Annotated in this window: 19 protein-coding genes; 12 read left to right on the top strand and 7 right to left on the bottom strand. The window is 64.9% G+C overall.

Features of this window, described 5'->3' with window-relative positions; all coding sequences use genetic code 11:
* Positions 1-3: 3 nt before the first annotated feature.
* Positions 4-894, bottom strand: coding sequence for an SPFH domain-containing protein (locus JY500_RS20630; RefSeq protein WP_246479713.1), 891 nt, complete (start codon positions 892-894; stop codon positions 4-6).
* Between the two features lie 348 nt (positions 895-1,242).
* On the opposite strand from JY500_RS20630, the gene JY500_RS20635 reads away from it, so the two are divergent.
* The 4 genes from JY500_RS20635 to JY500_RS20650 all read left to right on the top strand — a co-directional run bounded on the left by JY500_RS20635 (position 1,243) and on the right by JY500_RS20650 (position 7,604).
* Complete coding sequence (locus JY500_RS20635; protein WP_206254428.1) at positions 1,243-1,884, top strand: hypothetical protein; 642 nt, start codon at positions 1,243-1,245, stop codon at positions 1,882-1,884.
* Positions 1,885-2,115: 231 nt separating this feature from the next.
* Positions 2,116-4,320, top strand: a complete 2,205-nt coding sequence (katG, locus tag JY500_RS20640) for a catalase/peroxidase HPI (RefSeq protein WP_206254429.1) — start codon at positions 2,116-2,118, stop codon at positions 4,318-4,320.
* Between the two features lie 229 nt (positions 4,321-4,549).
* Positions 4,550-5,161, top strand: coding sequence for a hypothetical protein (locus tag JY500_RS20645; protein ID WP_206254430.1), 612 nt, complete (start codon positions 4,550-4,552; stop codon positions 5,159-5,161).
* Positions 5,162-5,219: 58 nt separating this feature from the next.
* Positions 5,220-7,604 (top strand): penicillin-binding protein 1A, encoded by a 2,385-nt coding sequence (locus JY500_RS20650; RefSeq protein WP_246479714.1) that lies wholly within the window; start codon positions 5,220-5,222, stop codon positions 7,602-7,604.
* A gap of 102 nt (positions 7,605-7,706) precedes the next feature.
* Here the strand turns inward: JY500_RS20650 and JY500_RS20655 are convergent, their stop codons facing one another.
* Positions 7,707-8,624 (bottom strand): LysR family transcriptional regulator, encoded by a 918-nt coding sequence (locus JY500_RS20655; RefSeq protein WP_206254431.1) that lies wholly within the window; start codon positions 8,622-8,624, stop codon positions 7,707-7,709.
* A gap of 137 nt (positions 8,625-8,761) precedes the next feature.
* On the opposite strand from JY500_RS20655, the gene JY500_RS20660 reads away from it, so the two are divergent.
* The 6 genes from JY500_RS20660 to JY500_RS20685 all read left to right on the top strand — a co-directional run bounded on the left by JY500_RS20660 (position 8,762) and on the right by JY500_RS20685 (position 14,645).
* Positions 8,762-9,700, top strand: a complete 939-nt coding sequence (locus JY500_RS20660; protein WP_206254432.1) for an NADP-dependent oxidoreductase — start codon at positions 8,762-8,764, stop codon at positions 9,698-9,700.
* Positions 9,701-10,039: 339 nt separating this feature from the next.
* Positions 10,040-11,533 (top strand): multiheme c-type cytochrome, encoded by a 1,494-nt coding sequence (locus JY500_RS20665; protein ID WP_206254433.1) that lies wholly within the window; start codon positions 10,040-10,042, stop codon positions 11,531-11,533.
* The gene (locus JY500_RS20670) at positions 11,533-11,970 is read left to right on the top strand and encodes a tetratricopeptide repeat protein (protein WP_206254434.1); all 438 of its coding nucleotides are present in this window, start codon (positions 11,533-11,535) and stop codon (positions 11,968-11,970) included. Before JY500_RS20665 ends, JY500_RS20670 begins: the two co-directional genes overlap by 1 nt.
* 159 nt (positions 11,971-12,129) lie before the next feature.
* Positions 12,130-12,540 carry a hypothetical protein gene (locus tag JY500_RS20675; protein WP_206254435.1) on the top strand — a complete coding sequence of 137 codons (411 nt, stop codon included), beginning with the start codon at positions 12,130-12,132 and terminating at the stop codon, positions 12,538-12,540.
* Between the two features lie 206 nt (positions 12,541-12,746).
* The gene (locus JY500_RS20680) at positions 12,747-13,646 is read left to right on the top strand and encodes an AraC family transcriptional regulator (protein WP_206254436.1); all 900 of its coding nucleotides are present in this window, start codon (positions 12,747-12,749) and stop codon (positions 13,644-13,646) included.
* A 138-nt stretch (positions 13,647-13,784) separates the two neighbouring features.
* Complete coding sequence (locus tag JY500_RS20685) at positions 13,785-14,645, top strand: GH12 family glycosyl hydrolase domain-containing protein (protein WP_206254437.1); 861 nt, start codon at positions 13,785-13,787, stop codon at positions 14,643-14,645.
* Between the two features lie 1,226 nt (positions 14,646-15,871).
* Here the strand turns inward: JY500_RS20685 and JY500_RS20690 are convergent.
* Positions 15,872-16,984 carry a polyamine ABC transporter substrate-binding protein gene (locus tag JY500_RS20690; RefSeq protein ID WP_206254438.1) on the bottom strand — a complete coding sequence of 371 codons (1,113 nt, stop codon included), beginning with the start codon at positions 16,982-16,984 and terminating at the stop codon, positions 15,872-15,874.
* A 432-nt stretch (positions 16,985-17,416) separates the two neighbouring features.
* On the opposite strand from JY500_RS20690, the gene JY500_RS20695 reads away from it, so the two are divergent.
* Both JY500_RS20695 and JY500_RS20700 read left to right on the top strand, forming a co-directional pair.
* On the top strand, positions 17,417-18,268 hold the full coding sequence (locus JY500_RS20695) for an AHH domain-containing protein (RefSeq protein WP_206254439.1): 852 nt from the start codon (positions 17,417-17,419) through the stop codon (positions 18,266-18,268).
* 20 nt (positions 18,269-18,288) lie between these two features.
* Entirely contained in the window at positions 18,289-18,861 is a 573-nt protein-coding gene (locus JY500_RS20700) for a hypothetical protein (RefSeq protein WP_206254440.1), read from the top strand.
* Positions 18,862-18,903: 42 nt separating this feature from the next.
* Here JY500_RS20700 and hflX read toward each other — a convergent pair whose 3' ends face one another.
* From hflX to JY500_RS20720, 4 genes are all read right to left on the bottom strand, one after another.
* Positions 18,904-20,256, bottom strand: coding sequence for a GTPase HflX (hflX, locus tag JY500_RS20705; protein WP_206254441.1), 1,353 nt, complete (start codon positions 20,254-20,256; stop codon positions 18,904-18,906).
* A gap of 140 nt (positions 20,257-20,396) precedes the next feature.
* Positions 20,397-20,774 (bottom strand): lysozyme inhibitor LprI family protein, encoded by a 378-nt coding sequence (locus tag JY500_RS20710; RefSeq protein ID WP_206254442.1) that lies wholly within the window; start codon positions 20,772-20,774, stop codon positions 20,397-20,399.
* Positions 20,775-20,811: 37 nt separating this feature from the next.
* On the bottom strand, positions 20,812-21,504 hold the full coding sequence (locus JY500_RS20715) for an N-acetylmuramoyl-L-alanine amidase family protein (protein ID WP_206254443.1): 693 nt from the start codon (positions 21,502-21,504) through the stop codon (positions 20,812-20,814).
* Between the two features lie 143 nt (positions 21,505-21,647).
* The gene (locus JY500_RS20720) at positions 21,648-22,385 is read right to left on the bottom strand and encodes a substrate-binding periplasmic protein (protein WP_206254444.1); all 738 of its coding nucleotides are present in this window, start codon (positions 22,383-22,385) and stop codon (positions 21,648-21,650) included.
* Between the last annotated feature and the right edge of the window lie 24 nt (positions 22,386-22,409).

A 22,409-nucleotide genomic window follows, 5' to 3' on the forward strand; every position in this document is an offset into this window, starting at 1 on the left:
GCCTTAGGGGTAGAGCGTGCCGCTGTTGACCACGGGCTTGACCTCTTGCTCGCTGCACAGCACGACGAGCAGGTTGCTGACCATGGCGGCCTTGCGTTCGTCGTCCAGCACGATGACGTTGCGTTCGGACAGCGCGGTGAGCGCGAGTTCGACCATGCCGACGGCGCTGTCGACGATCTTGCGGCGCGCGGCGATCACTGCTTCGGCCTGCTGGCGGCGCAGCATCGCGTTGGCGATTTCGGGCGCGTAGGCCAGATGCGTGAGGCGCGTTTCTTCGACCAGCAGGCCGACGGGGCCGAGGCGTTCGTTGAGTTTGCGCGCCAGCACCTCGGCGATCAGATCAGACCCGCCGCGCAGCGTATGGGTGGCCGGCACGCCTTCAGCCTCGATGCTGTCGTAGGGGTGGCTGCTGGCGATTTCGCGCAGGGCGGCTTCGCTCTGGATGCGGACGAAGGCGTCGTAGTCGTCGACGTTGAACAGCGCCTTGGCGGTGTCATCGACGCGCCAGACGATGGCGGCGGCGATCTCGATCGGGTTGCCGCGTTCGTCGTTCACCTTGAGCTTGTCGGAGAGGAAGTTGCGCACGCGCAGCGAGATGCGGCGGCGGGTGAAGAGCGGAATCGTCCAGCGCAAGCCGCTTTTGCGGTCGGTGCCCACGTAGGCGCCGAAAAGCTGCAACGCAGCGCCTTCGTTCGGCTGCAGCATGTACAGGCCACCGAAACACAGCGCGGTGAGCAGCACGCAGACGGCGATGGTGGAAGGCTGCACCAAACCCTCTGCGCCGACGAACTGCGCGATCAGCCAAGCAAGTGCCGCCAGGCCGACGACCACCGCGAGGTAGCCGTTGGCCGAAAAGGCAGTGCGTTCAGTCTGGGTGTCGTCCATCGATTGCATGACGTCCTCTTGGTGAGCAAGTGATATCACTTTGGTATCTCAAGATACCCCTGTCAAGCTGCGGGGGCGCGCCGCGATGCGCCCGGGGGCGTAGCGGGCAACTCAATCAAGGCCCCGCTATTGGGCGCACAGCGCTTGCCCGATTGGTCTCTTAAAACGGCGCGCCGTGGGGCCTATATCGAAGTCTGAGGCGAGTTGCCGCGCCTCTCGTCCGCCCATGCCATGCAGTTGAAGGTGAATATTCACCTTCAGGGTGTGCGCTCTTGCGCAGTTTATCCAGCACCGGCGTGTCTAAGCTGCGACATGCGCTCTATCCAGAGCGCATGTCGCAGCCCGAGGAGTCGAGAGATGCCTGCAGCCACGCAGATCCAGCTGGACGACATGACCCGGCTTCTTCAGTCTGGCCCGGTACTGATCGGCGAGGACCACACGCTGGGCCACGCCAGGCTGGCGATTTATGAGTTGATCAAGCGCGGGGCGGTTCAATTCCTTTCGATCGAGTCGCCGATCGGACCGTCTTGCATGGTGCGCGCCGACGGTCAGCTACTGCCCCAGCGCACCGCGGACTACTTTGAGGGCGCGACGCCGATGCATAACCCCACGATGTCGATGCAAACGCTCGTAGGGTATGCAATGGAGCAGAACGTGTCGGTCTACTGCCACGACGTTCCGCTTGCGAAGAGCCCGCTGAATTTTTTCGCCCGCATCGGCGACGATTACTCGGTGTACCCGACCCAAGCCAAGCAGTATTTGCCTGATTCGATGCCCGCGCTTCCGACGACCACCGGAAGCGCGGCAAACAAGTTCGTCGCCCGCAACATGTATTCGGCCACCTATCTGAAGACACATCTGGGCGCCGGTGTCCGGGTGCTATGGAACCTCGTGATCCTCGCCGGCGCTTCTCACGTGGACGTGCAGCAGTGTGGGCAAGCGCGCACGCTGCAGGCGCGACTCGGAATTGCTGATACACGTGTCTTCAGGCTGGATTAGGACAGCTAGTCGCCCGGACGATGTCGCAACCCGGCGTCCGGGGTCTTCGTCACACGCACCGTTGCACTCCGGATTCGGTTGACTAGCATTCGGGCGCAGAGCTATCGCAAGCATCAAGCTCGATAGCCATCATCAATCAAGATCATTGTCGCAATTCAATGGTCAGCCCGCGAGCCGGCATCTACGCTTCAAAGCCAGACCCACTCATCGGATTACACGGAGACAGCGACCATGAGCAGCAAACAGAAATGCCCCTTCGGCCACGGCTCCCGTACCACCCCCGCCCGGCAATCGAACCGCGACTGGTGGCCCAACCAGTTGAACCTCTCGATCCTGCATCAGCACGCGCCGGCCTCGAACCCGATGGACGCGGGCTTCGACTACGCCGAGGCGTTCAGGAAGATCGACTACGCGGCGCTGAAGGCCGACCTCAAGGCGCTGATGACCGATTCGCAGGATTGGTGGCCGGCCGACTGGGGCCACTACGGCGGCCTGATGATCCGCATGGCCTGGCACAGCGCCGGCACCTACCGCACGGCGGATGGCCGTGGTGGTGCGGGCACCGGCAACCAGCGCTTCGCGCCGATCAACAGCTGGCCGGACAATGGCAACCTCGACAAGGCGCGCCGGCTGCTGTGGCCGATCAAGCAGAAGTACGGCAATGCCATCTCCTGGGCGGATCTGATGATCCTCGCCGGCAACGTTGCGCTGGAATCGATGGGCTTCAAGACCTTCGGCTTCGGCGGCGGCCGCGCCGACATCTGGCAGCCGGAAGAGGACATCTACTGGGGCGCGGAGACGGAATGGCTCGCGACCTCGGATAAGCCGAACAGCCGTTACTCCGGCAACCGCGAACTCGCGAATCCGTTGGCCGCGGTGCAGATGGGCCTGATCTATGTGAACCCGGAAGGGCCGGACGGCAAGCCGGACCCGGTGGCGAGCGGCCGCGACGTGCGCGAAACCTTCGCCCGCATGGCAATGAACGATGAGGAAACCGTGGCACTGGTCGCCGGTGGCCACACCTTCGGCAAGGCGCACGGCGCGGGTGACCCGGCGCTGGTCGGCCCCGCCCCGGAAGCCGCGCCGATCGAAGCGCAGGGCTTTGGATGGATCAACCAGCTTGGCTCTGGCCGCGGCGTGCACACCACCACCAGCGGCATCGAGGGTGCCTGGAAACCCAACCCCACCACCTGGGACAACGGCTACTTCGACATGCTCTTCGGCTACGAGTGGGAACTCACGAAGAGCCCGGCTGGCGCACACCAGTGGGTGGCGAAGCACTGCAAGCCGGAGCACATGATCCCCGACGCGCACGACCCGTCGAAGAAGCATCCGCCGATGATGACCACGGCCGACCTCTCGCTGCGCTTCGATCCGACCTACGAAAAGATCTCACGCCGCTTCCACCAGGACCCGGCCGCGTTCGCCGACGCCTTCGCCCGCGCCTGGTTCAAGCTGACCCACCGCGACATGGGGCCGAAGGGCCGCTACCTCGGGCCGGAAGTGCCGAGTGAGGACCTGATCTGGCAAGACCCGATTCCGGCGGTGGATCACCCGCTGATCGATGCCGCCGATGTAGCCGCCTTGAAGGCGAAGATCCTCGCCTCGGGCCTGACGACGGCGGAGCTGGTCTACACCGCCTGGTCGTCGGCGGCGAGCTTCCGTGGCTCGGACAAGCGCGGCGGCGCGAACGGTGCGCGTATCCGCCTCGCGCCACAGAATGACTGGGAAGCGAACCAGCCGGCGCAGCTTGCGAAGGTGCTGGGCGTGCTCGAAGGCATTCAGCGTGACTTCAATGCGGCAGCGAGCGGTGGCAAGAAGGTATCGCTCGCCGACCTGATCGTGCTCGCGGGTTCGGCCGCGGTGGAAGCCGCCGCCAAGGCCGCCGGCCACGCGATCGAAGTGCCCTTCGCACCCGGCCGCATGGATGCGAGCGAAGCGCAGACCGATGCCGCATCGTTCGAACCGCTGGAGCCGCAGGCTGATGGCTTCCGCAACTACCAGAAGGCGCAGTACCGCGTGCCGGCCGAGGAGTTGCTGGTCGACAAGGCGCAGCTGCTCACACTCTCCGCACCTGAGATGACGGTGCTCGTCGGTGGCCTGCGCGCGCTCGACGCGAACTACGGCGGATCGAAGGACGGCGTGTTCACACAGCGCCCCGGCCAGCTCACCAACGACTTCTTCACCCACCTGCTCGACATGGGCACGGTGTGGCACCCGGTGGATGAAAGCGCCCAGCGCTTCGAAGGCCGCGACCGCCGCACCGGCGCCGTGAAATGGACCGGCACCCGCGTGGATCTGGTGTTCGGCTCCAACTCGCAGCTGCGCGCGCTGGCCGAGGTGTATGCGCAAAGCGATGCGAGCGAGAAGTTTGTGCGCGACTTCGTCGCCGCGTGGGTGAAGGTGATGAACCTGGATCGGTTTGATCTGAAGTAAACCGAGCGATGCCATGTAACCACGGCAATCGTCATGCCCAAAGCCCGCCGCAAGGCGGGCTTTCTCGTGCACGCCGGTGTTAGGCGCGGAGACCAAATGGGCAGTCAGATCACGATCGGCCGCGACTGATACGCATCATGTCACCGCGCCCGGGCCGACACCACAATCCGCGCTGCGATCGCGGCACACTCAGCGCCGTGACGAACTATTCGACCACGAGTGAGACAAGATGAAGTACCTCTCCTGTTTGATGTGCGCCGCCGCTCTGCTGTTGAGCGGCTGTGCTTCCAGCCTAATGAAGCCGGGTGACGAGAAGTCGATTGCTGCGCTGCCCGAGCAGCGTGCCCGCGTGGTGTTCCTGAGGCCCTCTGCCCTCGGTGGTGCGATCCAAGCTTCGGTGTTCGATGTCACTGACGGCAAGCCCGGTTTCATCGGCGTCAGTTCGGTGGGCACCAAGGTCGTCTATGACACAGCGCCGGGCAAGCACCGGTTCATGGTGGTATCGGAAGCGGCGGACTTTCTCGATGCCAATCTGACGGCTGGCAAGACCTACTACGCCATCGTTGCGCCACGCATGGGCATGTGGAAGGCGCGCTTCTCGCTGTGGCCGGTCAAAGCTGATCCGAAAGCCCACTACAGCCTGGCGGGAACCGAGTTTCCGGGCTGGGTGCAGCAGGGCAAGCTGGTTCTCAACACGCCCGAAGGTGAGCAGTGGGCGAAGGCGAACGCTGCGGACATCCAAGGCAAGTACAACGCCTACATGAAGGTGTGGGATGCCAAGAGCCCCGAAGCGCTAGAGAAGCGGGCACTTGATCCGGAAGACGGCGTTTCAGCCAAGTAAATCGCCAGACGAACTGGTCCGCGCATAATGCGCGGGCCCCCAGGATCCGCCACCTACCGTGCCCCCAAACTTGCCGCCCCAATTTCTCCCCCAGCTCAGATCCGCTCTGGAAGCGCTGTGGCAACGCCTGCGCCACCCGCGCCGGCGCGATGTGCTGATTGCACTCGCGGCACCACCTGCGCTGCTGCTGGCATGGGTGCTGGTGCTGGTGCCCTTCACGCCGGGGATCTCGGATATCCGCAAGGCGCGCGAAGAAGCGCCGACGCAGGTGCTGACGTCCGACGGCAAACCGCTTGCCGAGTTCAAGCGCGGCAACCGCGACTGGGTGCCCTTGGATGCGATTTCGCCGCGGGTGATCGATGCGTTGATCGCAACCGAGGACAAGCGTTTCTATGACCACCACGGCATCGACTTTCGCCGCCTGGTCGGGGCGACGCTGGCAACCTTGCAAGGCGACACGCAGGGCGGCTCCACGATCACGCAGCAGTTGGCGCGCAACCTGTTCCCGGAAGAAATCGGGCGTCGCCAGAACATCACCCGCAAGATCAAGGAAGCGATCACCGCGCTGAAGATCGAGGCGCTGTATTCGAAGCAGCAGATCCTCGAGACCTATCTCAACACGGTGCCCTTCCTCTACAACGCCTACGGCATCGACATGGCGGCGCGCACCTACTTCGGCAAGCCGGCGCGCGAGCTGGATATATCCGAGAGCGCGACGCTAATCGGCATGTTGAAGGGCACCAGCTACTACAACCCGGTGCTGAACCCGGACCGTGCGCGCGAGCGGCGCAACGTTGTGCTGGCGCTGATGGCGAAGCAGGACAAGCTCTCGGCGGAACGCTACGAAGCGCTCGCCAGACGGCCGCTGAGGCTGGATTTCGAACGCCAGTCGGCTGAACCGGGCGACGCGCCCCACTTCACCGTGCAGTTGAAGCGTTGGCTGATCGACTGGGCCGACCAGCACGACTACAACATCTACACCGATGGGTTGGTGGTACGCACCACAATCGATTCGCGCCTGCAGGGTTTTGCAGCGCGCGCAGTGGAGCAACGCACGCGCACCCTGCAGGGTATTGCCAACAGCGCGTGGGGCGGCCAGTGGCGTGCCGGCAATCGCACGGTCGAAGCGCTGGTGCGTGACAGCGCTGCGTTCGCAGCGGCCACGGCTGCAGGCGAATCGGCGGACGAGGCCCTCAAGCGGCTGCTGCGCGACACCGACTTCATGCGGCAGCTGCGTGAGGAGAAAACGCGAATCGAAGCCGGCTTCCTCGCGATCGATCCGCGCAGCGGCGCGATCCTCGCATGGGTTGGCAGTCGCGATTTCGCGGTCGACGCTTTCGACCATGTGCGCCAGGCGCGCCGCCAACCGGGCTCCACCTTCAAGCCCTTCGTCTACGGCGCCGCCTTCGAGCGTGGCGCCAAGCCGGACGACACCTTCGTCGACGCCCCGGTGCAGATACCGCTGCCCGGTGGCGAGCTGTGGGAACCGGACGACGCTGAGCCGCCGACCGGCGAGCCGATGACGCTCGCCACCGCACTCGCGCTATCGCGCAACCGCATTACCGCACAGGTAATGCAGCAGGTGGGCCCAGCGCGCGTCGCCAAGCTCGCGCGCGCGATGGGCGTTCGCGAAAGCAAGCTCGACGAGGTGCCCTCGCTGGCGCTCGGTACCAGCCCGGTGACGCTGTACGAAATGGTCAGCGCTTACGCCACCATCGCGAACGCCGGCCACTACCTCGCACCGGCCATGGTGCTGCGCATCGAGAACCGCAAGGGTGAAGTACTGGAGGAATTCCGCCCGGCGGACCCGGAGCGCGCGATCTCCGCAGAGGCTGAAGACACCCTGCTCGACGCGATGCGCGGTGTCGTGCAGCGCGGCACCGGCAGTGCCATCCGCGGCCGCTTCGGTGTGCGGGGCGACCTCGCCGGCAAGACCGGCACCACGCAGGACAACACCGACGGCTGGTTCATCCTGATGCATCCACAACTCGTAGCGGGCGCGTGGGTCGGCTTCAACGACGCGCGCATCACGCTGCGCAGCAACTACTGGGGCCAGGGCGCGCACAGCGCGCTGCCGATGGTCGGCGATTTCTTCTCACGCGCGCAGAACGCCCGCCTGATCGACAGCAACGCCCGTTTCGTGCGCGCGCAAGACGCCACACTCAGCGGCCGCCTGCACGCGTGGTACCAATCGCTGTTCGGCGAAGCGCCTACGACGGAAGCCTCGGCGCCGCGGCCGCGGCCGATCGAACCGCCCGCAGCGCAGAGCGAGCCCCCGGCGGCCGAGGCGTCTGCGCCCGCGGCTGAAGCGCCGATGGTCGATCAACCCGCCGCGTCGGAACCGGCAGCAAACGCCAGCGCCCCGCTGCCGCCAGCAGCGCCATCAGCACCCGTCGCGCCAATCGAACCACCGGCCGCCACGCAGTCCGCGCCGGCGAACTGAGCGGCGAGCCAGGCGACACGGCGGCTGACAACTGACCGGCGTCCCTGCGCGTAGCCCTGATCAGCCGCAGCCCCGGATTGCGCGCCGCGGCATCCGGGCGATCTACGCATCGCCCAGCAGCGGCGCGAAGCGTTCGATCAGGTAGTCGACGAAGGCTTGCGTGCGCGCCGGCAGATGCTCGCGCGCCGGATAGACGGCATACACCGGAAAACCCGGCGCGGGCGGGAAGTTGGGCAGCAGCGGTGTCAGCAGCCCGGCGGCGACCGGTGCGCGCACCAGTGCCTGGTCGATCAGCAACACGCCCATGCCGCCGATCGCGGCACTGACCAGCGCAGAAGCGTCGTTGATCACCAGCGGGCCTTGCACCGGATAGCGCTGCACTTCACCGCCGACGACGAAACCCCAGTTGTCGAGCCGGTGTTTGCCGTTGCTGTAGAAAAGGCAGGCGTGGCCGACCAGATCCTCGGGCCGCTTGGGCGTGCCATGGCGCGCGAGGTAGTCCGGGCTGGCAACCAGTGCCCAGGCCAGCTCGCCCAGCCTTCGCGCGACGAGCGAGGAGTCGGGCAAATGGCCGATGCGGATCGCAACATCGACGCGCTCGGCAACCAGATCAACGAAGCGGTCTTCGAGTCCCAGCTCCAGTTCCAGCTCCGGGTAACGACGGTGGAATTCGGGCAGCAGCGGCACCAGCAGCTCGCGCCCGGCGGTGGCCGAGCAGCTCACGCGCAGCTTGCCGCGAACATGCTGGGCGTGTTCGGCGCTGAGCCCTTCGATGGCCTCCAGCGCGGCCTCCACCCGCTGGGCTTCGCGCAGGATTTCTTCGCCGAGTTCGGTGAGCACCAGCTTGCGTGTGGTGCGCTGGATCAGGCGCCCGCCGATCTGCGCCTCGAACGCGGCAACCTGCTTGCTCACCGCGGATCGGCTCAGGCCAAGCGCCTGCGCGGCGGCCGAAAAGCTGCCGCTGCGCGCCACACGTGCAAACAGCATGAGGCCGGGGATGCGTTCAAAGGGGATGGCCATGGTGATCGGTAGGCGCAATTCAAGCGCTAGATTGGTTCCTAGGAGGAAACAATCTAGTGCGCTACTGCGTGCTTATCAAGTGCCGATGGCGGGCCTATGCTGGCACCACATCGAACCCCAACTGCAAGGAAGCCGCCATGAACACCACCCATCTTGCCGCCGTCATCCACCGCTACGGTGACGCCGACGTGATCTCGCTCGAACAACGCCCGATGCCGCAGCCGGGGCCGGACGATGTGCTGGTCCGCATCCACGCCGCGAGCGTGAACCCGGTGGACTGGAAGATCCGCAAGGGCTACCTCAAGGACATGCTGCCGCATCAACTGCCGCTCACGCTGGGTTGGGACTTCGCCGGCGAGATTGTTGCCGTGGGTACGCAAGTCACCGGCTGGCAGATCGGCGACGCGGTGTTCGCCCGCCCCGATATCGTGCGTGACGGCAGCTATGCCGAATACATCGCGGTGCGCGCATCGGAGATCGCCCGCAAGCCGGCCTCGCTCAACTGGCAGGAAGCCGCCGCGGTACCGCTGGTTGCGCTCACCGCATGGCAATCCTTGTTCGACATGGCGCAACTGCAAGCCGGCGAACGCGTGCTGATCCATGCGGGCGCCGGCGGCGTGGGCAACTTCGCAATCCAGCTTGCCAAGGTTCGCGGCGCGCATGTGATTACCACCACCTCCACCGCAAACGTCGAGCTGGTGAAGTCGCTCGGCGCCGACGAGGTGATCGACTACACCAAGCAGGATTTCAGCACCCTGCGCGATCTCGACGTGGTCTTCGACACCCTCGGCGGCGATATCCAGCTGAAGTCGCTCGCGACGCTGCGCCGCGGCGGCCGCATCGTCACCATCGCAAGCCCGGTGGATGCCGCGCTGGCTGCGCAGCACGGCGTTACCCCGTTCTTCTGCTTCGTGCAGCCCAACGGCCCGCAACTGGCGGAGATCGGCCAGCTCGCCGATGCTGGCAAGCTGCGCGTGGTGATCGACAGCGTGTTCCCGCTCAGCGAGATCCGCGCCGCGCATGCCCGCAGCGAAACCGGCCGTGCCCGCGGCAAGATCGTGATTCAGGTGAGCTGAAGCAGCTTCGTCGCTACACGCGCGTACCGCGCCCGCTCGCCGCACATGGCGGGCAGCTGAGCGCCTTGAGCCCGCCGCCTCTGCACAGGTGGCGGGCTCTTGTGCGTTCTGGATCGCGTTGCGGCGTTCGCTGCGGCGCCGCCACCTCACTTCATGACGGCCGCCCTACCGGTGCAGCGGCGGCCGCGACCCCCTCCTCCAAGCAAAGTTCCGACGGGGCGTCTTGAAACTTGATCTATGTCAAGGATGCAAAAACCGCCCAGGGCGTATTTAGCGGTACCCGGGGCTCCAGAAGCATGTCGCCCCCTGATCAACCGTGCAGTCATCACTCAGGAAGGCATGAAAATGACCCCTCGTCGGATCGCCCTCGCGGGCTTGATCCTTGGCCTCTGCACCTTTTTCTCGCTCGGCGCGCAGGCGGCCGACGCAAAGGTGAAGAAATCGGCCACGGACATCGCCATCGGTAAGGAATGCGTGTCCTGCCACGCAGACGACAACCCCGGCCTCGTCGGTGAATGGAAGAAGAGTTCCCACGCGAAGCACAACGTCGACTGCTACGACTGCCACAAGGCGGCCGAAGGCACGCCCGGCGCCTACAAGCACCGCGAATACAAGGGCAAGCCGAACTTCATCACCACCGTGGTGAGCCCGAAGGTCTGCGCGACCTGCCACGAAAAGGAAGTCGAACAACAGCAACCCTCGCACCATGCGCTGGGCGGCCAGATCCTGGCGTCGCTGGACAACATCATGGGTGAAGTGATCGGCGGCCCGGCCGCGGTTACCGCCGGCTGCCTGCAGTGCCACGGCAGCAAGATCGCGCTGGATGCGAACAATCGCCCGACGGCGCAGACCTGGCCGAACACCGGTATTGGCCGCATCAACCCCGATGGTTCGCTCGGCTCGTGCTCGGCCTGCCACAGCCGTCACCGCTTCTCGGCCGCGCAGGCGCGCGAGCCGGATACCTGCGGCAAGTGCCACCTCGGCCCCGATCATCCGCAGAAGGAGATCTACGAGGAATCCAAGCACGGCATCGCCTTCTCGGCACACAAGGAGGAGATGAATCTCAAGTCGAAGAAGTGGGTGGTCGGCAAGGACTACACCGCTGCACCGACCTGCGCGACCTGCCACATGAGCGCGACCGAGCGTCAGGAAGTCACGCACGATGTGGGCGAACGCATCTCCTGGACGCTGCGCCCGGCCGTGTCGGTCAAGCTCAACATGGTCCGCACCGACGACAAGAAGGCCTACGACCTGCCGGCGAGCATCGCGCTGCCGAAGGTGGGCGACACCTACAAGGGTGCCAAGGTCGTCGAAGTGATCACCTGGGAGAAGCGCCGCAAGAACATGCAGGACGTCTGTGTTGCGTGCCACACCAAGCGCCAGATCGAGGGCCACTACAAGCAGTTCGACGACGTGGTGGATCTCTACAACGACAAGTTCGCCAAGCCGATCGCCGCGATGATGGGCGAGCTGACCGCGAAGGGTTATGTCACGGCTGCGCCGTTCGACGAGAAGATCGAGTGGACCTGGTGGGAAATCTGGCACCACGAAGGTCGTCGTGCCCGCCATGGCGCCGCAATGATGGGCCCGGACTACACCTGGTGGAACGGCATCTATCAGGTCGCCCAGCGTACCTACTTCGAGTGGATTCCGCAGATGCGCGAGGCGGTCCGCAAGAAGGACGGCAACGAAGCCTTCGCCGATGCGCTGCTGCAGAAGTACTTCAAGCCGATCGAGGGCCACGACTGGTACTTCAACGGCATCAGCAAGGACGCCATCGAGAAGGTGCGTCAGGGCTATGAAGACCGCTACGGCAAGGGGGCGCTGAAGTGATGCTGCGCAGCATCCTCGCGGCGCTGCTCGTCGCCACCGCCAGCATAGCGGCGGTGGCGGCGGAGCCCGCGCCCACTTCGGCGGCAACGCTGATCGCGCGCGCCGACAAGTACTGGACGGAAGGCAAGCTCGACAAGGCGGGTGAGAGCTTCGCCGCCGCCGTCGCGGCCGAGCCGAAGTCCAGCACCGCGCTGCTGCGCCTTGCCGGCTTCCAGCTCTCGCAGCAGGACATCAGCAAGAGCGTCGCCACCTATCGCCAGGTGATCACGCTTGAGCCGAAGAACAGCAAAGCCTGGATCGGCATGGGGCTGGCCTACCTCCACAGCGGCGACACCGAACTCGCCCGTGCCGCGCTGGACGAGGCGATTCGCGTCGATCCGGCGCGCAAGGAAAGCCTCAAGCCACTGCTGGCGAAGCTCGACGAGCGCAGCCACTGAAGCGCACTGGTGGTACTCAAGCCCCGGGCCCCGGCACAACCGGCCCCGGGGCTTTTCATTTCGCGCACGCCGCAACGCAGGCTCCGCTCAGCAGCTGGAACTTTCATCTGTCGCCCACCCTCTGAACGCGCAATAGCACTTGCATCGGAGGGCACAGCGATGAAAACAGTCTTGTGGTCGATCACCGCAGTCCTGGGTTTGCTCTGGAGCGGCGCCGTCGCGCTCGCGCATAGCGTCGCGGCTTGGGCGGCAACCGCCGCTGGTACGGCAGATGCACAGACACTGGCCGCCATATTGCGAGACTGGCCGCTGCCAGCGTGGCTCGCATGGGCCGACCCAGCCATGCTGGAGTCGCTGCGAATGGCGCTATCCGCCGTGGGCACCGGCTTGGTCCTGAGCCAGCCCTGGATCGCCACCGCGATCGGCTGGATCGGGCCGGCACTGTGGCTCGTCTGGGCGCTCGGTATCGCCCTGCTGCTGGCGCTGGCCAGCATCGCTCATCTGCTGATCCATCGCCTGGCACCGCGCCCGAGCCTCGTGCATGCGGCTGCCGGCGGAGCGAACCGCTAAGGGCGCGAAACCCGCTGAAACGTCCGTCGCGACGAGCTCGCTGACGCCGATCGGCCAACGCCTGCCGGAGTGACACCGGCCGGCGATGCCCGGCCCTTGCGAAACGCCTCACATAGGCTGGCATCGAAGTCGTCTCTGTGGCACGCTGTGCGGGAATGAAAACGTTGTCAAGCCGGTTCGCCGCCGCACCCGCCGAGTGAGGTTCCATGACATCCACTCTCGATTCCCACGCCCTGGTCGGTAGCCATGCACGACGGCTCAACCGCGTGATCGACCACGTCGAAGCCCACCTGGCCGACGATCTTCGGCTCGACCACCTCGCGCGGCTCGCCGCCTATTCGCCGTTTCACCTGCACCGCGTGTTCCGCGCCTGGACCGGCGAAACCCTGCGCGATTTCGTGCGCCGCCGGCGCCTGGAGACCGCTGGCATCCGGCTGCGCTACGACCCGGCGCTGACTGTCCGTGAGGTGGCGGTGACTTGCGGCTTCGCGTCCGCCGAAACCTTCGCACGGGCCTTCCGCCAGCACTTCGGCGTCACGCCCAGCGCCTGGCGCCAGAGCGCGCTGCAACGCCCGCCGCAGCACAGGGTGACCGGCGGACCATATCGCGACGCGGCGACGCCGACGCTCGGCAATGTCACGCTGCAGCAGCTTCCGCAGCGCGAAGTGCTGTACTGGCGCGTGCAGGGCGATTACTCGGACGTGGTGGCGCCGCTGTGGGTGCGCTTCAGGCCCTGGGTACATGCGCTCGGTCTGGGTGATCAGCCCATGCTGGGCATGGGCCTGGACGACCCCGCCATCGCCCCCCCGCAGCACTGCCGTTACGACGCGTGCGTGGTGCTGCCACCCGGCTGGCAGGAAAGTGCCCAGCTGCGCCCTTCTCGCAAACGTGTCGAAGGCGGCTGGCATGCCTGCGTCCGCTTCGAAGGCCCGCGTGCGGACATTGGACTCGCCTGGTCCTGGCTGATCGACCAGTGGTTGCCGCAAAGCGGTTTCATCGCCGCGAGCGGGCCGTTTTTTGAGACCTACGCGGCGGGGCACCCGAGCGACGGCAATGACGACCTCGTCGCGGAGCTGTGCATGCCGGTACTGCCGCTGGGGCGCTGAACGCGCACGCGCCGCCGCAAGCTGGCCAGGCGCGCAAAACCGCAAGCCGGGCAAGGTGTCGCGCAAGCCCGGGCAGGGGCAAGCCGGGCGCGCGCCGATACAGTCCACCGCATCCACATAACGATACGGAGACACCCGATGCGCGTAACCCGCTTTGCCCCCCTCGCCCTGCTTGTGCTCGCCGCCTGCGGCGGCACCCAGTCGGTTGCACCCAGCGCCACGGCCAAGGCCCCCACCGTGCCCGCCCCCGGCCGTGCTGAGGCCGGCGTCACCGCCGACTGCGCCGCATGGGCGAGCGCCATCGTCGGCCCCTACAAGTACGAGAACAACGTCTGGGGCATCGACAAGGCACGCGGCTTCACGCCCGAGCAATGCCTGCTCCGCCGCACGAAGGACGGCCAGAGCGAGATCGGCTGGACCTGGAGCTGGCCGGGGCAAGACCCCACCGTGTTCGCCTACCCGCAGATCATGTTCGGCTGGAAGCCCTGGTCCGGCGGCAAGCCGTCCGACCCGCGCTTCCCGCTCAAGATCTCGGCGATGCAAAGCCTGAGCATGGACTACGAAGTCGAAACGCAAGCCAGCGGCAGCTACAACCTCGCGCCGGAAATCTGGCTCACCAGCAGCGGCAACTGGAGCGAACAGCCCAACCCGAAACTGATCACCACCGAGATCATGTTCTGGATGGACTACCAGCAAAGCGCCACGCCCGCCGGCCAGATCGTCGACCAGCCGGTGCTCGGCGGCGTGCGCTACGACCTCTTCCGCGCCGACAACATCGGCGACCGCGGCGACGGCCGTGGCTGGACGCTCTACTCCTTCCGCAGCCCCACCCGGCAGCTGAAAGGCCAGATCCCGATCGACGCGCTGCTGCGCTACATGGTCGGCAAGGGCCTGGTGAACCCGGAGGAATACGTCGCCAGCGTGGAATTCGGCAATGAAGTGGTGGGCGGGTCGGGGACCACCTGGGTGAAGAAGTTTGCGGTGAATGTGGCGCCGTAACTAGGTGCGCTGCGTCGCACGGTTTCGGCGGCCATGATGGTCGCTACGACCGTGGTAACCGAGGGCGGGTGGGCCGTTCTGGCCTAACCCGCCTTTTTCTTGTTCGCGCGGTTTCGACGTTCGTCGTCCAGGCCCTTGTGCGACAAGCACCGTCAACGGCCGATTCGGCCTTGCCGGACTTGAGCCGCGTCGGGTGCGGAGCAGTGCTCCGCGAAACCCCGCTTACGCCGTCAGCAGTCAGGCGTAAGCGCCTGACTTCCATCACATGCTCGACAATTTGGGCGGCTGCGGCCTCAGACGGCCCTCGCCATCGGCCGCACCGTGTTTTACGGAAGCGCCTCTAGACCTTGCCTACCATTTGCAGCCACGATCCGAGAGCGTATCGCGAAGCAAAAGCGGAACCGCGAACAGCCCTGCTCCCGAGTATGCGTCCCGGCAATCTGGCCGCAGTGCCTTGGCGATGCCTTTCGCCAAGGCCCCTTCACTCTCCCTTTCCTGTGATGGCGGCTCGAAACGCGCATCACGCGTCTTCTCGGACCCCACGGCGCTTGCGCGTGCGAGCGCGCGAGCACGCTCCAGATCGATTCGGGGCACGTCTGCTTGCGGGGCAGGCTCGGCGGTTTCACGCGGCGCTAGCGAGTCGGTGGTCGCAGATCGTGAGAGCACAGCCGGCGGGGGGCTCGCTGAAGCGCTCCTACGTTGCCGGGAGGGCGCGGACGCTACAGGGCGCTCCAACGGTGGCTCTGCTCTTGGTCGCGTCAAGGTAACGGACACGCGCGTCAACACGCCTTGAGGCACGCCTTTACCCCAAAAGTCGATGCAACAAACACGCGAAAACAACGCAACGTGGATCAAGACTGACCCGCAGAGCGCAATACCGAGCGCGGTATTGGCCCGCGCGCGCTGTACTACTTGGTGTGCCAAAGCCCAATTGCTCACAAGCTGCAACCGACACCGTAAGACCAGGCGCCCTCGCGCTGTGGGTGCAGAACGCAGACGCACCAACTCAAGCGGAAATCGCCGCACGGGGTGTCGATCGGGCTTCTATCGTTCCGTGTCTGGAGGGCGTGGCGCATGTCATGGGGGCGAATGGGCTATGTCACCGATTCTATGGGCACCCATGTGCCGCGCGGCGTGACATCGCGCATGCTTCTGCACCCGGTATTCCAGGCAAAACGGAACTAGCGTCAGCCACCAACGCCGCTGCGCAGCAGCGTTGGCAAGCGCTATTCCTTCGCCTTGAAGCGGGTGAAGATCCGCGTCTGCACGCGGCGAATCTCCTGTGGCACGGCGTCCGGCGGAGTCATGCGGCTGGCGGCTTCAGCCGAGAGGAAGACCGACGGGTTCTCGGCAACCTCTTTCTTCACGTAGGGCAGCGAGGCGCGGTTGGGGTTGGCGTAGAAGACCTTGTTGGTGAGCGCGGCGTGCACTTCGGGCCGCAGGATGTAGTTGATGAACAGGTGCGCGTTATTCGGGTGCGGTGCGTCGGCCGGGATCGCCATCGAATCGAAGAACAGCGTGGCGCCGTGGGTCGGCACGAGGGCTTCGATTTCTTCGCCGTTCTTCGCGGCGATCGCGCGAGCACGGGCGATATTGATGTCACCGGAGTAGCCCATCACCGCGCACAGCCCGCCGGTAGCCAGATCGTTGATGTAGCCGGAAGATGAAAAACGCGTGATGTAGGGCCGCACCTTGCGCAGCACTTCAGCGGCGGCGGGATAATCGCCTGCGTTGCGGCTGTAGCCGGGCTTGCCGGCGTAGAGCATGGTCACCGGCAGCACTTCGCTGGCCGAATCGAGAAAGCTGACACCGCATTGCTTCAGGCGGCTGGTGTATTGCGGATCGAAAAGCAGCGCCCAGGGGTTCTCCGGCATCGGCAGATCGCCCAGTGCTCGCTTCACCCGCCCGACATTGATGCCGACGGTGACGTAGCCCCACAGCCAGTCCACAAGATACTGGTTGCCCGGGTCAACCTTGGCGAGTTGCGCCAGCAGCGCGGGGTCCAGGTTCTTCCAGTTCGGCAACTTCGCGCGATCGAGCTTCTGGAACAAACCGGCTTCGATCTGCTGCTTGGCGAAGTGGGCACTCGGCACCACGATGTCGTAGCCGGTGCGGCCGGCGACGAGCTTGGCGTGAAGGATCTCGTTACTGTCGTAGTTGTCGTAGCGCACCTTGATGCCAGTTTCGCGCTGGAAGTTGGCCAGGGTGTCGTCCGCGATGTAGTCGGACCAGTTGTAGATGTTGAGGATCTTCTCTTCCGGCTTGGCTGCCGCCAGGCACAGAAGCGGCAGAGCAAGCAGTAGGGCGGAGGCGAAGCGCCCGAGGCTCAGATTCAACATTTGCGACTCCTTTCCGGCCCCGACAACCCTCCAAGGACGGGGTTGGCGTCATGCCGACGCCAGCGAACATGGCCGTTGCGTCTGTAAGACCACTCACCCGTTGCCCCGTTCCCCCCGGCCGGGCGGCGCGGGCTGTATGCGTCCCCGGTCTCCGCCGCGCTTACCCGCGCGGCTGCGGTCACAGGGACCAATGCGATGACCAGTCATCTCTAAGTGCGGCGGCGCCAACGGTACACGGCAACGTCAACGCTCCCGGTAGATCACCTGACCGTGCCGCTTTCCGGCGCACTTGGTGGTGAATTCAGGCGCACTGGTGCAGCATGGCTGCGTTCAATCTATCGCAAGCGCCCCGGCGATCAGGCGTCAAAGGCATCAGGATTTGTCTATGCTAAATAGATTGCGGGGGCTGCTTGCCGGAGAAAGAGCGCCGATATGTCTGAACTGCTCGAACCATTCATGATGGGTACGACCCACAAGGTCAACGACCCTAAATGCCCGTTCTGCCCGAAGAAGAAGAACGACGAGCACTACACCACATACAGCGGTGCCGACAACGACGCAGACAAGCTGGGCAAACTGATCAACGAGCCGAAGAAGTTCGGCACCAGCATCGAGGCGGATGCGCGCCCCAAAGACGGTAAGGTCGGCAAAGATCAGCGCGCCAATCAAGGCTTCAAGACGACCTCCGGCGAAACGCTCGACGACGTTAAAGATGGCGATACCAATTGGAAGTTCCAGCCACACCACGCAATACCGGGCAATCAGTGTCTCAAGGGGCACGCCGTGGAGAAGTTCATCGTTGGCGGCGCAAAGGTGAAGTTCGACACCGGCTACTCGGTTAACAACCCGCAGAACGGCATATGGCTACCGTCTTACCCCGCAGACGGAAACTGGCCAACAGACCCTTCCGCGAAGTATGCAATGGCCGTCAAGGCCATGAAGGCATTCAAGCGGCAGTTTCACTTGGGCCACCACAACATAGATGTGGACGTCGACGGCCTGGATCCTGCCGTGCACAAGAATTACATCAACTACGTGAAGTCGATTCTCAAAGACCTGAACGTTGTGCTCTCTGACTGGGAAGCCGCTTGTCCAGAGCAGGACAAAGACGACAAACACCGCGGCAACGTCATCATTCACAATGCACTCGACTGCGTTTCAGCGCATCTAATCAAGAAGCTCAAAGGCTCCCCGCGCACGTGGAAGTTTTTCGTGTCGCGGCATGCCCGCGACTTCACGATCAAGACCATCAAACCGAATACGAAACTCGACTTCGAACGCTGATCACTCCTGAAAGCGCAGCCATGCCAGAACAGTTTTACGAACTCGAACCCGACATATTCGCTGAGCATGTTCCGGAACTGCAGGCGGAACTCGACGCAGAACTGAGCCTGACCCGGGGCCGCGTGATCGGAGGCGGTGTACCTGATCCGTTGGTCTACGTAACCGGCCACACTGCCGATGACCCGCCGAAGGGTTTGCACAACCGCTGCGACCCCGTGATGTCGGACGAATTGATCAGCGCGTTGATCGCAGCAGGTGTCAGCAACCTGCAGTGCTTCCCCGCCGAGTTGCACAGCGAAACCGATGGCAGCGTGTGGCGCAACTACAAGGCCGTAAACGTGATCGGGCTCGTTCGAGCTGCGGATATGGCCAAATCGACAAGCACGGAGATCATCGAGCGCCCCGGTGACAACGCGCCACCGCTGGTCGCTTTCGAATCGTTGCGGGTGGATCCTGCGCGAGCGGGCAACGCGTTGCTATTCCGGCTGGCGGAAAGCCCATCGACGCTGATCGTTGCTGGGCGTGTCGTGGACTATTTGCTGACGCTGCACAGCGACGAGGATTGGGGCATCACGCTTGAAGCGGTGAGTTGAGCGCCAGAGGGGCCGTGCGGAGTGAGTACGCGGCCCGCCGGATCACTCCGCCGGCGAGATCTTTTCCCTCAGGCGCTCCAGCGCAATCGCGTCACCACGCACGCTGAAGTGCGCACCGTCTTCATCGGCGCGTTCTTCCAGCACCTGGCAGTTCTCGTAGATGTCCTTGCGCAGTTGCTGCGCAGACCAGGGCAGGAAGAGTTCCGCCTCGACCAGATCGCGTTGGAAGAAAGCGACGATGGTCTGGTGCATGCGCGCGACGTCCTCCGGCCTGCGTGCGCTCATCACGACGCAGTCCGGGTATTGCGCGCGCAGCGCGGCTTCGCATTCGGCCTGCGCGGCGGCATCGCCAACGTGATCGATCTTGTTGAAGACGCGGATGCGCGGCAGCTCGTCGGCGCCGATTTCTTTCAGCACTTCATCAGTCACCATGAGCTGGCGCTCGAAGCCGGGGTCGCTGGCGTCGATCACATGCAGCAGCAGCGCAGCGTCGAGCGCTTCGTCGAGCGTGGACTTGAACGACGCAACGAGGCCGTGCGGCAGGTTCTTGATGAAGCCCACCGTGTCGCTGACGAGGATGCGCGGCACGCTTTCCGGATACAGCGCACGCACCGTCGTATCCAGGGTAGCGAACAGCTTGTTGGCAACCAGCACTTCGCTGCCGGTCAGCGCACGCATCAAGGTGGATTTGCCGGCGTTGGTGTAGCCGACGAGCGCGACGCTGGGCAGACTCTGGCGACCCTGGCGGCGGGCGCGCTGGGTCTCGCGCGCGGCGTTCATCGCGACAATTTCGAGCTGCAGTTCGGCAATGCGGTCGCGGATCTTGCGGCGATCGAGTTCGGTGTGCGATTCACCGGCGCCACGGCCGCCCACGCCGCTGCGCTGGCGCCCCTGCGGACCGGCTAGCTTGGCCGCTTCGCGCAAGCGCGGCGCCATGTAGCCAAGGCGTGCGATCTCGACCTGCGCCTTGGCAGCGGGCGAGCGCGCGTTGCGGTGGAAGATCTCGAGGATGACCATGGTGCGGTCCATCACCTCGCAGCCCACCTCCAGCTCCAAGTTGCGGGCCTGCGAGGGCGAGATCTCATGGTCGACCAGCACGACCTCGATATCGCCGCCTTCCGGGTCCACGGACAGTGGTGTGCCGTCCATCTCGTCGTAGCCGGCTTCGCCCGTCACGTAGGCGTGAATCTCCTGACGCTTGCCGATGCCTAGGTAGCCGGTCTGGTCGAACCCCGCGCGTTTCTGCGTGAAAGTACGCACGACGGTGAGGCCGAGCGTCTTCGCGAGTTCGCGCAGCTCGGCGAGCGAGGCTTCGAACTCGACGTCACTGACGTTGGGCAGTTGTACGGCGGCGACAACAGCGCGCACGGGCTTATCTTTGACTTCGCTTTGCATTCAGGGCAGGCAGCTTAAGGTGGGGCAAAGACAGATAGTACCTGTCGCGCCACTCCTTTCCCGCACAAGGCGTTGCAGGGACGCTACCGCCCCCACGCTGCAAGGCCCGCCATCAAGCGTTGGCCTTGCCGCTTCGCGCCTTACTTCGCCAGCTCTTCGGTGACGCAGCCCGTGCTGTTGCACTCGCGCTCGCGTTCCTTCAGGAAGGCCAGACGCGATTGCGTGAGTTCGATCGCGCAGTCGAGGTTCACGTAGTAGCCATTGCGTTTTTCTTCGCTGCACTCGGCATCGCGTTTGCCAATCCAGGCGAGCTGGCCCTGCTTGAGCGCATCTTTCTGGCTCGCGTTGAGCTTCTGGCGCAGGCTGCTGTACGTGGTGTTGAGATCCTTGTCGGTTTGCGAGAACAGGTTACCCGCGCAGTACACCTGGTCAAAGGCGTTGCGTGGCTTGCCGCAGCCGGCGGCGAAAGCGGGCGCAACGGCAACACTCAGGGCAAGGCAGACGAGGGTGCGTTTCATTCGGGTCTCCAGGTAATGGCGCCGTCGCACTGACGGCTCAGGGTTGTAGGCAACGGGTAATGCCGTCGGCAATGGCCTGTGCGAGTCGCTCGCGCGTCGCAGGCTTGCCGAGGCGGACTTCTTCTTGCGGATTGGCAATCACGCCCGCCTCGACCAGCACCGCTGGCATCGTCGCCGTCTTCAGCACGACAAGATCGTCGAAGCGGTGCACACCGCGCAGCTCATCAACGATCGGGCGGTTCTCGCCCGCAATCGGTGTGGCGTGGTACAGCGACGGCGCTTCGCCGGCACCGCGCAGTTGCTCGCCGATCGTCTTGGCGCAGCGCAGGCTGCCGGAGTAGTCCGGGTTCTTCTCGGAGACGAACAGCGCGTAGCCGCTGAATTCGCCGCGCCGGCCGGCGTCGATCCACGCCTGCTGGATCGAATCGTGATGGATCGACACGAACAGATCCGCGCCCGCTGCTTGCGCAGTGCGCTGGCGCAGTTCGATCTCTCGCCCATCACCGCCGACGCGGATCACGACGAAGCCACGCATCCCCAGCAGATCACCGAGCCTGCGACCCAGCGCACGGTTGAACGCGTATTCCTCACCGCCCGCGGCACCTCGGGCGCCCACATGCTTCGGCGTGTGACCAACGTCCACCGCAACGGTTGCCGCATGACCGATCGTCGCCGCGCCGAGCAGCAACAACGTAATCGCCGCAACAGCAGCGTGACGGATGGAGCGCATTCGCATAAGAACCTGCGCGGATGGTCGAAACAGAAAGCGGTCGTTTTACTCGACTCACCCGGTCCATGACGAATGGATTTACGCGCTGCGGCACAACTGCCTCACGCTGGGGTGAAATGGCGTGTCGAGTGCTTGTGGCGCAGTCAGTGCTTGGGCGCCTTGTCCGCACGCTGGGCCTTGTCGAGCGAGGCGAGCGCTTCGTCGAACCGGCGGATCAGCGCCGCCGCGCCGGGGCGCTTGCGCGGCACGATCAGGTGCAGGGTCAGTGCGCCCACCGAACTGGGGCCACGCGCGAGGGCGTCGGCTGCGAGGCCGACTTCCGCCAGCGCCGCGGCTTCAATTTCCGGCGCGGCGATCAGGTAGTCGGCACGGTCGAGCAGGATTATTCGCACACAGTTGGCGAGTGTCTCAGGCCGGTCGGGCACCAGCCGGCCTTGCGCGATGCGCCGTTGCACCTCGGGTGCACCGGCCCAGCCGTATGGCAGGCACAGACGGCCGACGGAAAGATCCTTGAAGTTACTCGCCAATCGCGCGTCGCTGGGACGCGCGAAGACGTAGTGCGGCGAGCGGAAAAGTGGCGCGGAGTAGTAGAACGCCGCTTCACGCTCTGGCGTGGGGACATAGGGGAACGTGGCATCGAACTCGCCGGCCAGCGTGAGTTGATACCCGCGCGCCCACGGCAGCCATGCGAGCTTCGGCGATTCCCCCATGGCACGGAAGGTGGCAAGCACCCGTTCGGTGGCAATGCCACCGTTGGGCAGCGCGTTATCGGCAAAGGGTGGATAGCCATTGCCCGATACGAGCGAGAGTTCCGCCGCGCAAGCCCCGCCCGCGGCCAGCGCGATCACGCAACAGGCAAGAACGGAACGGCAGCTGGGCATGGGGAGCGCGCGCTCGCAGCGAGA

The sequence above is a fragment of the Niveibacterium microcysteis genome (assembly GCF_017161445.1).
Classification (GTDB): domain Bacteria; phylum Pseudomonadota; class Gammaproteobacteria; order Burkholderiales; family Rhodocyclaceae; genus Niveibacterium; species Niveibacterium microcysteis.

Coding starts and splice junctions, on each gene's coding strand:
- JY500_RS20695 (WP_206254439.1), top strand. CDS start 17,417: ATGTCTGAACTGCTCGAACCATTCATGATGGGTACGACCCACAAGGTC.
- hflX (WP_206254441.1), bottom strand. CDS start 20,256: ATGCAAAGCGAAGTCAAAGATAAGCCCGTGCGCGCTGTTGTCGCCGCC.
- JY500_RS20690 (WP_206254438.1), bottom strand. CDS start 16,984: ATGTTGAATCTGAGCCTCGGGCGCTTCGCCTCCGCCCTACTGCTTGCT.
- JY500_RS20700 (WP_206254440.1), top strand. CDS start 18,289: ATGCCAGAACAGTTTTACGAACTCGAACCCGACATATTCGCTGAGCAT.
- JY500_RS20660 (WP_206254432.1), top strand. CDS start 8,762: ATGAACACCACCCATCTTGCCGCCGTCATCCACCGCTACGGTGACGCC.
- JY500_RS20635 (WP_206254428.1), top strand. CDS start 1,243: ATGCCTGCAGCCACGCAGATCCAGCTGGACGACATGACCCGGCTTCTT.
- JY500_RS20675 (WP_206254435.1), top strand. CDS start 12,130: ATGAAAACAGTCTTGTGGTCGATCACCGCAGTCCTGGGTTTGCTCTGG.
- JY500_RS20665 (WP_206254433.1), top strand. CDS start 10,040: ATGAAAATGACCCCTCGTCGGATCGCCCTCGCGGGCTTGATCCTTGGC.
- JY500_RS20720 (WP_206254444.1), bottom strand. CDS start 22,385: ATGCCCAGCTGCCGTTCCGTTCTTGCCTGTTGCGTGATCGCGCTGGCC.
- katG (WP_206254429.1), top strand. CDS start 2,116: ATGAGCAGCAAACAGAAATGCCCCTTCGGCCACGGCTCCCGTACCACC.
- JY500_RS20685 (WP_206254437.1), top strand. CDS start 13,785: ATGCGCGTAACCCGCTTTGCCCCCCTCGCCCTGCTTGTGCTCGCCGCC.
- JY500_RS20715 (WP_206254443.1), bottom strand. CDS start 21,504: ATGCGCTCCATCCGTCACGCTGCTGTTGCGGCGATTACGTTGTTGCTG.
- JY500_RS20645 (WP_206254430.1), top strand. CDS start 4,550: ATGAAGTACCTCTCCTGTTTGATGTGCGCCGCCGCTCTGCTGTTGAGC.
- JY500_RS20655 (WP_206254431.1), bottom strand. CDS start 8,624: ATGGCCATCCCCTTTGAACGCATCCCCGGCCTCATGCTGTTTGCACGT.
- JY500_RS20630 (WP_246479713.1), bottom strand. CDS start 894: ATGCAATCGATGGACGACACCCAGACTGAACGCACTGCCTTTTCGGCC.
- JY500_RS20670 (WP_206254434.1), top strand. CDS start 11,533: ATGCTGCGCAGCATCCTCGCGGCGCTGCTCGTCGCCACCGCCAGCATA.
- JY500_RS20680 (WP_206254436.1), top strand. CDS start 12,747: ATGACATCCACTCTCGATTCCCACGCCCTGGTCGGTAGCCATGCACGA.
- JY500_RS20710 (WP_206254442.1), bottom strand. CDS start 20,774: ATGAAACGCACCCTCGTCTGCCTTGCCCTGAGTGTTGCCGTTGCGCCC.